The organism is Rhodococcus sp. IEGM 1241 (genome assembly GCF_033142365.1).
In the GTDB taxonomy this organism is placed as follows: Bacteria; Actinomycetota; Actinomycetes; order Mycobacteriales; family Mycobacteriaceae; genus Rhodococcus_F; species Rhodococcus_F erythropolis.
The window spans coordinates 258,009-270,779 of sequence record NZ_JAWLSE010000004.1 but is presented as its reverse complement, the minus strand read 5'-3'; the positions used below and the strand labels follow the sequence as shown (position 1 = coordinate 270,779).

At 62.3% G+C, this 12,771-nt stretch carries 12 protein-coding genes; 8 read left to right on the top strand and 4 right to left on the bottom strand.

Going from position 1 to position 12,771, the window contains the following annotated elements:
- Positions 1-25: 25 nt before the first annotated feature.
- From kstD to R4P70_RS19635, 3 genes are all read left to right on the top strand, one after another.
- Complete coding sequence (gene kstD / locus R4P70_RS19645; RefSeq protein WP_173362659.1) at positions 26-1,750, top strand: 3-oxosteroid 1-dehydrogenase; 1,725 nt, start codon at positions 26-28, stop codon at positions 1,748-1,750.
- Positions 1,740-2,597 carry a MaoC/PaaZ C-terminal domain-containing protein gene (locus tag R4P70_RS19640; protein ID WP_003945880.1) on the top strand — a complete coding sequence of 286 codons (858 nt, stop codon included), beginning with the start codon at positions 1,740-1,742 and terminating at the stop codon, positions 2,595-2,597. The genes kstD and R4P70_RS19640 overlap by 11 nt, the downstream gene beginning before the upstream one ends.
- Before the next feature lie 69 nt (positions 2,598-2,666).
- Entirely contained in the window at positions 2,667-4,430 is a 1,764-nt protein-coding gene (locus R4P70_RS19635; RefSeq protein WP_020906140.1) for a cholesterol oxidase substrate-binding domain-containing protein, read from the top strand.
- A gap of 134 nt (positions 4,431-4,564) precedes the next feature.
- Here R4P70_RS19635 and R4P70_RS19630 read toward each other — a convergent pair whose 3' ends face one another.
- Entirely contained in the window at positions 4,565-4,801 is a 237-nt protein-coding gene (locus R4P70_RS19630) for a hypothetical protein (protein WP_279163064.1), read from the bottom strand.
- Positions 4,802-5,285: 484 nt separating this feature from the next.
- On the opposite strand from R4P70_RS19630, the gene R4P70_RS19625 reads away from it, so the two are divergent.
- The 4 genes from R4P70_RS19625 to R4P70_RS19610 all read left to right on the top strand — a co-directional run bounded on the left by R4P70_RS19625 (position 5,286) and on the right by R4P70_RS19610 (position 8,834).
- A complete protein-coding gene (locus tag R4P70_RS19625; protein WP_020906139.1) occupies positions 5,286-5,573 on the top strand; it encodes a MerR family transcriptional regulator in 288 nt (95 codons plus the stop codon).
- A 144-nt stretch (positions 5,574-5,717) separates the two neighbouring features.
- Positions 5,718-6,905, top strand: a complete 1,188-nt coding sequence (locus tag R4P70_RS19620) for a serine hydrolase domain-containing protein (protein WP_279163063.1) — start codon at positions 5,718-5,720, stop codon at positions 6,903-6,905.
- A gap of 188 nt (positions 6,906-7,093) precedes the next feature.
- On the top strand, positions 7,094-7,903 hold the full coding sequence (locus R4P70_RS19615) for a PE-PPE domain-containing protein (RefSeq protein ID WP_020968420.1): 810 nt from the start codon (positions 7,094-7,096) through the stop codon (positions 7,901-7,903).
- 82 nt (positions 7,904-7,985) lie between these two features.
- The gene (locus R4P70_RS19610) at positions 7,986-8,834 is read left to right on the top strand and encodes a sterol desaturase family protein (RefSeq protein ID WP_317831269.1); all 849 of its coding nucleotides are present in this window, start codon (positions 7,986-7,988) and stop codon (positions 8,832-8,834) included.
- Positions 8,835-8,852: 18 nt separating this feature from the next.
- Here R4P70_RS19610 and R4P70_RS19605 read toward each other — a convergent pair whose 3' ends face one another.
- Both R4P70_RS19605 and R4P70_RS19600 read right to left on the bottom strand, forming a co-directional pair.
- Positions 8,853-10,160, bottom strand: a complete 1,308-nt coding sequence (locus tag R4P70_RS19605; protein ID WP_317831267.1) for an FtsX-like permease family protein — start codon at positions 10,158-10,160, stop codon at positions 8,853-8,855.
- Entirely contained in the window at positions 10,157-11,002 is an 846-nt protein-coding gene (locus R4P70_RS19600) for an ABC transporter ATP-binding protein (RefSeq protein ID WP_054188043.1), read from the bottom strand. The genes R4P70_RS19605 and R4P70_RS19600 overlap by 4 nt, the downstream gene beginning before the upstream one ends.
- On the opposite strand from R4P70_RS19600, the gene R4P70_RS19595 reads away from it, so the two are divergent.
- A complete protein-coding gene (locus R4P70_RS19595; RefSeq protein ID WP_019746871.1) occupies positions 10,977-11,726 on the top strand; it encodes a helix-turn-helix domain-containing protein in 750 nt (249 codons plus the stop codon). The genes R4P70_RS19600 and R4P70_RS19595 overlap by 26 nt on opposite strands.
- A gap of 9 nt (positions 11,727-11,735) precedes the next feature.
- Here R4P70_RS19595 and zapE read toward each other — a convergent pair whose 3' ends face one another.
- Complete coding sequence (gene zapE, locus R4P70_RS19590) at positions 11,736-12,683, bottom strand: cell division protein ZapE (protein ID WP_317831264.1); 948 nt, start codon at positions 12,681-12,683, stop codon at positions 11,736-11,738.
- Positions 12,684-12,771 lie beyond the last annotated feature (88 nt).

Below are 12,771 nucleotides of genomic sequence, written 5' to 3'. Positions count from 1 at the left end.
CCCATCATTCTATAACGTGTTCTACATGAGCAAGCAGGAATACGACATCGTCGTCGTCGGCAGTGGTGCCGCAGGTATGACAGCGGCCTTGACCGCAGCCCACCAGGGCTTGAGTGTGGTCATCGTGGAGAAAGCCGCCCACTACGGCGGATCGACCGCCCGTTCCGGTGGTGGGGTCTGGATCCCCAACAACGAGGCACTTCAGGCGGACGGTGTCACCGATACCCCGGAGGCCGCACGTTCCTACCTGCACAGCATCATCGGCGACGTCGTCGCTCCCGAACGCATCGACACCTATCTCGAGCGCGGTCCCGAGATGCTCTCGTTCGTGTTGAAGAACAGCCCTCTCGAACTGCAGTGGGTGCCCGGCTACTCCGACTACTACCCGGAAGCTCCCGGCGGACGCCTCGGTGGCCGCAGTGTCGAGCCCACCCCGTTCGACGGCAACAAGTTGGGCGCCGACCGCAAGAACCTCGAGCCCGACTACGTCAAGGCCCCCAAGAACTTCGTCATCACCCAGGCCGACTACAAGTGGCTCAACCTGCTGATGCGCAATCCTCGCGGACCCCTGCGCGCCATGAAGGTCGGCATGCGATTCCTCGCAGCCAAGGCCACAAAGAAGGATCTGCTGGTTCGCGGCCAGGCACTGGTCGCCGGTATTCGACTCGGACTTCAGTCCGCCGGAGTACCCATCCTGCTGAACACCCCCCTGACATCCCTGTACACCGAAGACGGCGCAGTTCGCGGCGTCAACGTCATCGTCGACGGCGAAGAGCAGGTCATCCGCGCTCGCCACGGAGTTGTGTTGGGATCCGGCGGATTCGAGCACAACAAGGAAATGCGTGAGAAGTACCAGCGCGCACCCATCGGCACCGAATGGACCGTCGGCGCGAAGGCAAACACCGGCGACGGTATCCGCGCAGGCCAAGAAGTGGGCGCTGCAGTCGATTTCATGGACGACGCCTGGTGGGGCCCGTCCATTCCGCTGACCGGCGGACCGTGGTTCGCTCTCTCCGAGCGCACCCTCCCGGGCTGCATGATGGTCAACATGTCGGGCAAGCGCTTCGGCAACGAGGCTGCTCCGTACGTCGAGGCAACCCATGCGATGTACGGCGGTGAGTACGGTCAGGGCGAAGGCGCCGGCGAGAACATCCCGACGTGGATGATTCTCGATCAGCGCTACCGCAACCGCTACACGTTTGCCGGTATCACTCCCCGCTCCCCCTTCCCCGGCCGCTGGCTCAAGGCCGGCATCGTGGTCAAGGCGGGAACCATCGCCGAATTGGCCGAGAAGACAGGGCTTCCCGTCGCATCGCTGACCGAAACCGTCGACCGGTTCAACGGCTTCGCACGCAACGGCAAGGACGAGGACTTCGGACGCGGTGACAGTGGTTACGACGCGTACTACGGCGATCCCCGACTGAAGAACCCCAGCCTCGCCGAAATCAGCAAGGCTCCGTTCTACGCCATCAAGATGGTTCCGGGTGACCTCGGCACCAAGGGTGGTATCTGCACCGACGTCAACGGCCGAGCACTACGCGAAGACGGAAGCGTCATCGACGGTCTCTACGCCGCTGGCAACGCGAGCGCTCCGGTCATGGGCCACACCTACGCCGGACCAGGCGCGACCATCGGCCCCGCAATGACTTTCGGTTACCTGGCAGTACTCGACATCGTCGAGCGTGCGAAGAAGGCTGAGAGCACCGAGGCACCGGCAGCTGAAAAGACGGCGGTCGACCATGCCAATTGATCCGAAGATCGCACTCGGCGCCGAGCTTGCGCCACAAGAGTTCTCATGGACCCCGTCGGACGTGCAGCACTACCACCTGGCACTAGGGGCAGGTGCTCGGCCGCTCGATCCGAACGAGCTTCGATACCTCGACGACGAAAAGCCTCAGGTACTACCCACCTTTGCCACCGTCGCCGCCAACTTCCACGCCACCGAAGCGCCGAAGGTCTCGTTCCCCGGCGTCGAAATCGATCTGGCGAAGGTAGTCCACGGGAGCCAGGAAGTCACTGTCCATCAGCCGATCCCGGCAAGTGGAAGTGGCCGCACCACAACTCGAATCGCCGAGGTCTGGGACAAGGGCAAGGCCGCGGTGATCGTGCAGGAATCCGTCACGGTCGACGCCGAGGGCAACCCGCTGTGGACAGCTCGCTCGTCCATTTTCGCCCGCGGCGAGGGTGGTTTCGGGGGTGAACGTGGTCCGTCGGAGTCGATTACGCTTCCGGATCGCGAAGCAGATGAGACAGTGGTGACGCCTGTGCTTCCACAGCAGGCTTTGCTGTACCGGATGTGTGGTGATCGGAATCCGTTGCACTCGGATCCGCAATTCGCCTCCGCGGCAGGCTTTCCAGCGCCTATCCTGCATGGACTGTGTACTTACGGAATGGTCTGCAAGACCGCAGTGGATACCATGCTCGACGGCGACAGCAGTCGGGTAGCCGGATTTCGGGCCCGCTTTGCCGGGGTCGTATTTCCCGGCGAGAACTTGAGTATCCAGATCTGGAAAGACAATGGGCGACTCCTGATCTCAGCTTCCGTACTGGAGCGCGAAGCTCCTGCCCTGGCTGACGTAGTTCTCACTCTTGTCTGATACCAACCTGTCTGATACCCACCTGTTAGAACTCACCGTAGTTCTCGAACCCGATGGAGTAGCCCGAAGATGACGGCACAAGACGAAAAGTTCCGACTGTCCCGACGAGGTTTCATGGCCGCTGGAGCCGGCGCCGTGGCAGCGACCGCATTCGCCGGCTGGACGCCGGCCTATGCCGTCCCCGCCGGCTCCTCCGGCTCCGCGGGTGGTCCTGTCTCCACCCTCACACCGCCGCCTGCCTTCCCCGAAGGCATCGCGCTGTACCAGCAGGCGTATCAGAACTGGTCCAAAGAGATCATGCTCGACGCGATCTGGACCTGTTCGCCCAAGACGCCCGAAGACGTAGTCCGCCTCGCGAACTGGGGTCATGCCAACGGCTACACCATTCGTCCCCGCGGTGCCATGCACGGCTGGACGCCGCTGACCATCGTCAACGGTGCGCCGGTCGACAAGGTCATCCTCGCCGACACCACGGTCCACCTCACCGGCGTCTCCGTCAACGCCGGTGGCAGCCCGGCTACCGTCACCGCAGGACCCGGCGCGACCCTCGACGCCATCACCACCGCACTGCAGGCACAGGGCCTCGGGTTCGCGAACCTGCCGGCGCCCGGTGTGTTGACCATCGCCGGCTGCCTCGCCGTCGACGCTCACGGTGCAGCGCTCCCCGCAGAAGGCGAAGCACACGTTCCCGGACAGACTTTCGGCTCGCTCTCCAACCTCGTCACCTCCCTGACCGCAGTGGTCTGGAACGGCAGTGAGTACGCGCTCGAGACGTACGCGCGTAGCGATGCAGCGATCAAGCCGCTGCTGACTCACCTCGGACGCACCTTCCTCACCTCCGTGACCTTGCAGGCCGCTCCCAACTACCGCATGCGCTGCGTCAGCCACACCGACATCGGTTGGCAGGAACTCTTCGGTGCCCGCGGAGCGTCCGGACGCACCTTCGAGAAGTTCGTCCGCGAAAACGGTCGCGCAGAAGCAATCTGGTACCCCTTCACCGAACGCCCGTGGATGAAGGTGTGGTCACTTGCCCCCACCAAGCCGCCGTTCTCGCGTGAGGTGACCGGGCCCTACAACTACATCTTCTCCGACAACCTCCCGGAGCCGGTCACCGACATGATCGGGCAGATCAACGCCGGAAACCCGGGCATCGCACCGGCATTCGGGCAGATCATGTACGCCACCACCGTTGCCGGACTCGCCGCGACCTTCTCCAACGACCTGTGGGGATGGTCCAAGGACGTCCAGTTCTACATCCGGGCCACCACCCTTCGTCTGACCGAGGGCGGCGGAGCCGTCATCACCTCCCGCGCCAACATCGGCCAGGTCATCCACGACTTCACCCAGTGGTTCAACGGCCGCATGGAGTACTACCGCTCTATCGGACAGTTCCCCCTCAACGGCCCCGTCGAAATCCGTTGCTGCGGCCTCGATCAACCCTCGGACGTCGAGGTCGACTCGGCAGGCGCCCCCACCATCTCGGCCATGCGCCCGCGCCCCGACCATCCGGAATGGGACACCGCCATCTGGCTCAACGTCCTCGGCGTCCCCGGAACCCCCGGCATGTTCGCGTTCTACCGCGAAATGGAACAGTGGATGCGTAATCACTACAACAACAACGACGCCACCTTCCGCCCCGAGTGGTCCAAAGGCTGGGCGTTCGGCCCCGACAAGCCGTACACCGACGCCCCGATCATCACCCAGGGCCTCCCCCAGACCTACCGCGACGGCGTCCCATCGAGCGACAACTGGGACACCGCCAACGCCGCATACAACGCGTTGGATCCGCACAAGGTCTTCAGCAACACCTTCCTGGACCAGTTGCTGCCCTGAGGTCCAAGCACCAGGCACGCACTCTGCCAACTCGACGGTCGTCGCCACTCCCCTACTTTCGGGAGTGCGGCGGCCGTCGTGCGTTGCAGTGAGCGGGATGAAGGAGTCCCCCGCATCCCGACCAGGCAACTGCCTCAATCGCGATCAGGATGGATCGCCTCGTGCATACTTTCCACTGCCCTGGCATGAGTTGAGAGCTCGGACCGAGCCGACCGAATCGTGGCGCTGTCGCTGCGTGCCCCCGGCTCGGACGACGACGAGTCCTCTCCGGGGTTCGACGCGCCACCAGCGGGATGCTCGGAGGAGCCGGAGCGCTCTTCCCTCTCCGCGCGGGCGCGCAACAACGACTCGGACTTCGGGGTATTTCGCATCGGAGCATTGTCCCAGATTCATCTCCCATGACTCACATGGAGCGCTCTCACCCCCGGTGACCAGGCCGTTCCTGAACTCCGATACCTAGAAAGTTCGCAACAAAATATCTACAGCGGTCAGGGTAGACATTCTCACGAGGGTGTTGTATCTTTTTTCTCGTAGCAAGGAACGAGTCAAGAGATGCGGGAGAGATGAACTACCCGCAAGCAGTACCGCAGGGCAGGGACGTGCCGGGGCCGAATTCGTGTGTGAGTGTGTAGTCGGACCCGGCACCCCCCTTCAAAGCGGCTACCGGATGTTTTGTGCGAGTCCGGAAGTTCGAAAGAATGCAGTTATGTAAGTAAGTTCAACCCCATCCGGCCCCCGGCGCACCTCGCGCCGGGGGCCCCGTCCGTTCAGCGAAAGAAGCGAGCCATTCCGGCAGATACACCACCGGGGGACCCCTCCGGCAGATTCGACGACGAGAACTATCCTGCGTACAGCATGGGACATGCGGCCGAGATCCTCGGTGTCAGGCAAGCTTTCCTTCGTAGCCTCGATGCCGCGAAACTGCTTACCCCACAACGCTCTGAGGGCGGACATCGCCGCTACTCCCGGTACCAGCTGCGCATCGCGGCCCGCGCGCACGAACTCGTAGCCAACGGCACGGCGCTCGACGCGGCTTGCCGCATCATCATCCTCGAAGACCAACTCACCGAGGCTCGTCGCATCAACGCCGAGCTCCAGCAAGCACAGGACCGACGAGCGGAATCGGACGCAACGCCGGACTGAGGACTGACGTGATCAGGCACTGGGAGTAGCAGTCACCCCTAACCGTCAATCTGTTCCCTCCCCCTTCGAACTGCGCTAAATTCAGTCAATTGGGACATTGCTAGGCGTCGGTTGCTCGATTTCCACATCGAAGGGATCGCAGGCATGAATTCCTCCCACCACCGCACTCGGGTGCGGCTAGCTGCTCTGTCGATCGCCTTGACCGTTGCCATTGCAACCGCTGCGTGCAGTTCCGACGAGGACTCGGCAACAAACACGAGCAGCGCATCTCCCAGCACCGCGAGCAGTCAGGAATCCACCGAGATCGCGGACCTCGTCCGCCGTCAGGTGGCCGACTTGGGCCTCAGTGCCGCCGTGTTCGGAGTGTGGCGGGGCGACGACGAGATTGCTCTCGGTGCCGTCGGAGAGTCCCCTATCGGAGTTCCGGCGACAACCGACATGCAGTTGCGCGTCGGTCAGCCGATGGAACCGATGCTCTCGACAGTTCTGCTGCAACTCGACGAAGAGGGAACGCTTCCTCTCGATCAACCGATCGCGAAGTGGGAACCGAACTTTCCACGCGCAGACACCATCACTCCACGAATGCTGGCCAACAGCACGTCGGGCATCTCCGACTACGTGACCGATCCACAGTTCCTCAAACTCTTCACGGACAACCCGATGAAAGGCTGGACTTCTCAGGAGATCCTGAATCTTGCCAACTCCCGCCCACCGCTGTTCGAACCCGGCACCAGTTGGGCGTACGCGCACAGCGACCTGACGCTGCTCGGCGACGTCATGGAGAAAGCGACTGGAAAACCGCTGGGCGACCTACTTCAGCAGCGCGTCTTCGATCCACTCGGGATGGATCACAGCAGCGTTGTGCTCACGTCGCAGATGGACGAGCCGATCCTGCACGGCTACACCAATGAACGCGGAGTATTCGAAGACTCCACTTTCTGGAATCCGACGGCTTTCCTGCACAGCGGAAACATGAACGCGCCTGTCGCCGACGTCGGAAAGTGGGTGCGCGCACTCGGAACGGGAGAGTTGCTCTCCGACAAAGCTTTCGAGCAGCAGATGGCACCGACGACTGCGGGCTTGGGAAGTATGACGGCGGACAAGTTCTTTTCCTTCGGGACCGGGCACCTCGACGGTTGGCTTGTGATGAACCCGTCGTACGGCGGCTACAACGGGCTTGCGCTCTATTACCCCGACTCGAAGACGACGATCGTCGTCTACGCCACGCTCGGGCCGACAACCAACGCGGACCTCAACAACGCCGTGCCGATGGGCAAGGCGATCGGAACCCTCCTCGAACCGGATCACCCACCGCAGGTCCCGACGCCGTGACGCGCCACACACGCTGGTAGCAAACAGCGTCGGTCGGCAACTTCCTGTTTACGCACGGATTACCTCCAGGACTTATCGCCCCATCACCATTCTCTTCAGTACCGAACGAAACGCGTCGGACCGCGGGTTGTCTCGCCAGTGAACGAGAACGTAGATAGATGGGGACAGGCCCGATGAGGAAATACGCGATGTCAGTGGCATGCACGGTTGCAGTCACAGCGGGGGTGACTCTTGTGATGTCGGTGCCTGCCGGAGCGGACCCGAATGACAGTGGGTCGTGCCCTGCCGGTGCGGTATTCGCGGTCGGCGGAACGTGGGATCCGACGGGACAAACGACGCAACCCGTCACCGACCGCTACGTGGCCCAGGGTTACGCCTCCAAGCCGGTGACCTACCCCGCCAGCTTCTGGCCGCTCGGCGATCAGACGTACGACCAGAGCGTTGCCGCCGGCGCCCAGACGCTTCGCACTGAAGTCAACGCTTTCCACGCTCAGTGCCCGGGCAGCGAGATCGTCGTCACCGGATACTCACAGGGAGCGCGTATTGCCGGCGACGTTCTCGGTGACATCGCACGCGACGGATCCATTCCGCAGTCGCAAGTCGAAGGCGTCCTCTACGCCGACCCTCGCAACTCGGCCGGGGGCATCGAAACCGTAGTGCCCAATGTCGTTCCGGGAGCGACGATGTCCGGAGCACGGGGCGGATTCGGAGACATCGCAGTGCAGGAAGTCTGCATCGAGGGTGACGGCATCTGCAACATGCCCAAGCCGCGTGATGCGCCCGAGGTGTTCGTGGATTCGGTCTTCGGCTACTTCACGAAGCACAACACCTATACGCCGATGATGTCCGAGCCCGCTCCGCCTGCTCCCCCGGCATTGCCGCAGACGCCGTCGGTGCCACTGCAACCCGCTGACGTTGCCACTGCGATCGTGACGCGGGTCGTCGAGAACATCACTCCGTATCTGAGCGCTGCACTCGCCACCGTACTGACGAAGTAACGCGATACCGCCTGTTCGGTTGACTGAAAGTCGACCGATTCGTACAAGTCGAGAGCCACCGGCATCGAGCACCATCGATCACATGCTCACCTTCATCGTCAGATACGGGTACGTCCCGTTCATGCTCTTGGGAATCAACGGAGCCGCAATCGCGCTGGCGGCATCCGGCGCGCCGAAATGGTCACTGGTGGCATTGATTCTCTTCGCAGTGGTCTGCTCTTTCGCGGCCGAACGGACGCTTCCCTACGAATCCTCGTGGAATGAACCGGGACCGGACAGGTTTCGCGACGCTGTCCATGCGTTTGTCAACGAATCCCTCATCTTGGTCAGCGTCGCGGTAATCCCGTTGATGGCCGCGGTGATTCCGTTCGACGGGCTGTGGCCGAGCGGTCTTCCGTTTGTCCTTCAGGTCGTCTTCGCAGTGTTGGTTGCCGATTTCGGCATCACCGTGGTGCATTTGATCAGCCACAAGGTTGGATGGTTGTGGCGTTTCCACGCGGTTCATCACAGCCTCGAACGGTTCTACGGTATGAACGGACTGATGAAGCACCCCGTGCATCAGACTTTCGAAACCGCCGGTGGCGTCCTGCCACTGATCCTCCTCGGGATGCCCGTTCCAGTTGCCTCGGCGCTCGCGGTTTGTGTCGCTGTCCAACTCCTGCTTCAGCATTCGAATGCCGATTACCGCATCGGCCCCCTGCGTCCGATACTCGCCCTCAACGCCGGCCACCGATTCCATCACCTGAAGTGGGCGGGAATCGGTGACGTCAATTTCGGTTTGTTCACTCTGATCTGGGATCACCTGTTCCGCACTTATTCTTTCGATCCGGAAAAGCGCTTCAGCAGTGACGATCTCGGAATGGCGGCCAAACCCGACTACCCGGACGACTACCTCGGCCAGTTGGCCGAACCGTTCCGGAAACAGAACTGACGGACGATCGGTGGAGATTCAGCCCGCGAGTACCCGCCGCATGACGGGCTTGGCTGCAAACGCACTGGCCAACACCAACGCGATCCCCACAGCCAGGGTGACGCCCAACTGAACCAGCGCCATCGGAGTGGTCAATACGGCTGCCCCTGCCAGCGGGAAGAGGAACAGCAGTGCAGCGCCGGCGCCGGCCAGTGCCATCACCACCACGGGAGTGCGAACGTGCCTCATGCGGGCGCTGTCCATCACCTCGACAGGTGTGCCGGCCAAAGTCAGACTCCGATACAGCTCACGGTTGTCGAGGATCCCGGATACCTGGGTGAGCGCAGACGAGATGGCCGCCAACGTGAATGTTGCTCCGAGAGTGAACAACACCCCGGTTCTCATGTCCGCGAACAGGAACTCCTGCCCTGGCTGCAAATCCTGCCCTTCCCCGTTGCCTATCGCGGCGAGGAGAGATGTGCCTGCGGCAACGAAGCTGGCCATCGTCACACCGCTGACCGTGCGCCACACAGCCTTCGGATTATCCAGGACCCGACGCGCCGCAATCAGCGAAGCACCGTCTTTGGCGCATTTGAGCATGATCCGTCCAAGCAGCGAAATGACGAACGGACCGACCAACGCAACAACGCCGAAGCAGAGACCAAGGCCCACCAGGATTGCCGCGATGCTTGCCGCGGAGCCCCCGAATGCACTCCATCCCACAAGAACCCCCACCCCAGCCACAGCGAAGATCATCTTCGGTGCGGCGCTGGGATTGCCCGCCGTGACGCCCAACGGGCTCACGAACACCTGGCGCATCCCGAGCATCGACGTCAAAGCAGCCAGGATGGTCATTCCGAATACGATGCCCACCAGAGGGAGTGTGCCAACCCAAAGCTCACTCCACTCGAATGTCCGACCTTGAAATCTCAAGAGAGCTACGAGCGGCAACGCGAGGAGGTATCCCACCACACCGATCAACGCACCGGCCAAGCCCTGGATACCCGATTCCGCAGCGCACAGCGCAACGATCTGGCGAGGGGTGGATCCGATGAGTCGCAGCGAGGCGAGTCGTTCGTCGCGACGGCGCGCGCCCAAGCGGGCCGCCGCCAGACCGAGAGTGACGGCTGGAACGATCATCAACACCGAAGCTACCCCTGCGAGCGCTAGGTACGCCTCGGCTTCGGGTTCGCTCGATCTGCCCGCGAATGCACCGTAGCCGCCGAGCACCGTCAGCAACAACGTCGTCGAGGCGGCAAATGCGGACACTGGGAGCGCGAAGGTACTCAAGGCCTTTCGCCCTTCACCGCGCACCGTCATCAATGCAACGCGCGCTGTGGCCTTCATGCCGCCACCTGTGTCCCGACGAGCGAACCGGCCTGCATCATCATCGTGCGATCACACCACCGAGCGACTTCGGCATCGTGAGTGACGACGACCAACGCAGAACCGATCTGTTGAGCCGAATCACGCAACACCCTCATCACTTCCCAACTCGTCTGCGCGTCGAGGGCACCGGTCGGCTCGTCTGCGAAGAGAACTGCGGGTTTGGTCACCAACGCTCGCGCAATCGCCACACGTTGCGACTGCCCACCCGACATCTGACCCGGGCGACGATCCTGCAACCCATCCAGCCCCAACGGCGCGAAGAAGCCGTGTGCCGTCCGCTTGGCTTCTGCGATGGACAACCCGTTGAGCACCAAGGGCAAAGCGACGTTCTCGATCGCCGGAAGCTCCGGCAACAGTTGGCCCGATTGAAAAACGAACCCGTACGACTCCCGTCGGAGCCGGCTGCGGTCGTTCTCACCGAGGTTCTCGATATGCCGGCCGCTCAGCAAGATTGCTCCCGAGTCGGGCTTGACGATTCCTGACATGCAATGCAGCAGTGTCGACTTCCCCGATCCTGAAGGACCCATGATGGCCGTGGCAGTACCGGCGCGCACTTCCAGCGATACACCTCGGAGCACCGGAACGTCGCCGTACGACTTGCCCAGCGCGTGGACCGACAGGACTGCGGGTGCTTGTGCGTTGTTCATGATTCCACCTTCTCGTGAACCCCTCGCCAGCACATCGGCCCAGCGCACGATCTTCGGACTGAGCTCGGTCCTACCGGAGGATGACCGGACCCCGAGCTCTGTCAGGGTCGTCACTATGATTTCCGACATGACCTGGTCCGGCGCCGTCCACATGCAGCCCGGAATTCTCATGTTCACCGGCGCAGTGGGATCCGCGCACATGCATTCGCACGCCGCTGTTCAGATCATGATCATCGACGACGGGGACGTCACGGTCACGGACGGGGACGGCCACAGTGCAGTCGTGCGGTCCGTGGTCATTCCATCCGGGGCGGTCCACGCGTTGTCCGCCTCCGAGGGTGCGCGGGGACGGGCGATCTACATTGACTCCACCACTGGGATGGGTCTGCGCATCAGGCCACCGGAGCCGGGCCGCGGTGGTGTGACCGACTGGTCGGACCGTGGGCAGACCGCAGTAGCGATGACGGACCGCGGCGCTGATTCGGATCTGGAATACGCAGCGAGGCTGATCGATTCACTATCCGAACACGAAAAGGCGTCGAACTTAGGCGTTCTTCACCCGGCCCTCGAGCATGCCCTGACGCTACTTCCCGAGAGAATCTCGGGGCAGGTCACACTGACGGACATCGCCGCCCTGGTCTCCATCTCGCCCGGACGGCTGGGAAGAATCTTCAACGATCAACTGCAGATGAGCTTTTCGACCTACATCCGCTGGTTACGGTTACGACGTGCCATGGAAGTGATGAGCAGTGGCGCAACCCTGACAACCAGTGCACACGAGGCCGGTTTCACCGACAGCGCCCATCTCAACCGTATCTGCCACAGCATGTTCGGGCTCACGCCCAGCGCCGCGACCGGCGGCCTCACCTGGAATTGACGCTGCCCCTCAGCTGACGCTGTCCATCTCCGTCCTCGCGAGCAACGACAGACGACTGTAGAGGCGCGCCAATCCGGGAACGTCCCGAAGACTGCCCGCAACGTCCTCCACACCGGCAGCGGCATACACCGTCAGTCGCGCATCGACGTCGTAGAGAACATCGACGACATTTCCGAAACGGCGAAGGGCAAATTCCGAAGCTTCGGCGAGCACCGGTACTCCGAAGATCACCCAGTCGTCGAAGCGGGAGGCAAGCTCGAGATAGTCGGCAGCCGAGGTCGAACCAGCGCACAGCACCTCGAAGTCGAACCAGACAACACCGTCTCGAATCGCCGAGCACTCCAATGTGCGCGTGCCTATCGTCAATTCGACACTTTCGCCCGAAGGCCACGTAATTCCCGAGCCGACGAGGAATGCCCCTGTCGCAAAACGGTAGTCCCCGGCACCTGGCTGACCCGCCGTCCGATAGTCGACGGAGCCACCCAATTCGATCACCTCGAGAGTCCGCTCGATCAACTCGATCGACGGAACGAACTGCTCGTGAAAAAGCGGATTCGGAAGAAGATCGGTCGGCGGGACATTCGACGTGACAACAACAGTCACGCCTTTCGCGACGATTGTGTCGAGAACCCTTGCCATGAACATGGCGTCGGCGACGTCGTCGATGTGGAACTCGTCGAAACAGAGCACGCGGATTCCGTCGACGACGTGGTCCAGTGCCGCGCCCATCGACCCGAGTTCGTGCGCCCGAGAGTGCAGATCTGCAAAGAACCGATGAAAGTGAATGCGCCGCTTGCCGACTCGGATGCTCTCGTAGAACTCGTCCATGAGCATCGTCTTACCGCGGCCGACGCTACCCCAGAGGTAGATCCCTCCGCCGACCTCACCGCCGGATATCCGGGCTCGCAGGGCATCGAGAGCTTCACGCGCCGCCAACTGCTCTTCGTCCAGTAACATGAGGCTCCTCTACATCTGTAGAGTCGAGGCTAGTGACCGAAGGCAAATCGAGTCAATGTGACCCTCACGACGCACCATCTGCAGCATG

What these genes read in the sequence shown, in the direction of transcription:
- zapE (WP_317831264.1), bottom strand. Translation starts at nt 12,683, where the DNA reads ATGTTACTGGACGAAGAGCAGTTGGCGGCGCGTGAAGCTCTCGATGCC.
- R4P70_RS19630 (WP_279163064.1), bottom strand. Translation starts at nt 4,801, where the DNA reads ATGCGAAATACCCCGAAGTCCGAGTCGTTGTTGCGCGCCCGCGCGGAG.
- R4P70_RS19605 (WP_317831267.1), bottom strand. Translation starts at nt 10,160, where the DNA reads ATGAAGGCCACAGCGCGCGTTGCATTGATGACGGTGCGCGGTGAAGGG.
- R4P70_RS19610 (WP_317831269.1), top strand. Translation starts at nt 7,986, where the DNA reads ATGCTCACCTTCATCGTCAGATACGGGTACGTCCCGTTCATGCTCTTG.
- R4P70_RS19600 (WP_054188043.1), bottom strand. Translation starts at nt 11,002, where the DNA reads ATGTGGACGGCGCCGGACCAGGTCATGTCGGAAATCATAGTGACGACC.
- R4P70_RS19615 (WP_020968420.1), top strand. Translation starts at nt 7,094, where the DNA reads ATGTCAGTGGCATGCACGGTTGCAGTCACAGCGGGGGTGACTCTTGTG.
- R4P70_RS19635 (WP_020906140.1), top strand. Translation starts at nt 2,667, where the DNA reads ATGACGGCACAAGACGAAAAGTTCCGACTGTCCCGACGAGGTTTCATG.
- R4P70_RS19620 (WP_279163063.1), top strand. Translation starts at nt 5,718, where the DNA reads ATGAATTCCTCCCACCACCGCACTCGGGTGCGGCTAGCTGCTCTGTCG.
- kstD (WP_173362659.1), top strand. Translation starts at nt 26, where the DNA reads ATGAGCAAGCAGGAATACGACATCGTCGTCGTCGGCAGTGGTGCCGCA.
- R4P70_RS19640 (WP_003945880.1), top strand. Translation starts at nt 1,740, where the DNA reads ATGCCAATTGATCCGAAGATCGCACTCGGCGCCGAGCTTGCGCCACAA.
- R4P70_RS19595 (WP_019746871.1), top strand. Translation starts at nt 10,977, where the DNA reads ATGACCTGGTCCGGCGCCGTCCACATGCAGCCCGGAATTCTCATGTTC.
- R4P70_RS19625 (WP_020906139.1), top strand. Translation starts at nt 5,286, where the DNA reads ATGGGACATGCGGCCGAGATCCTCGGTGTCAGGCAAGCTTTCCTTCGT.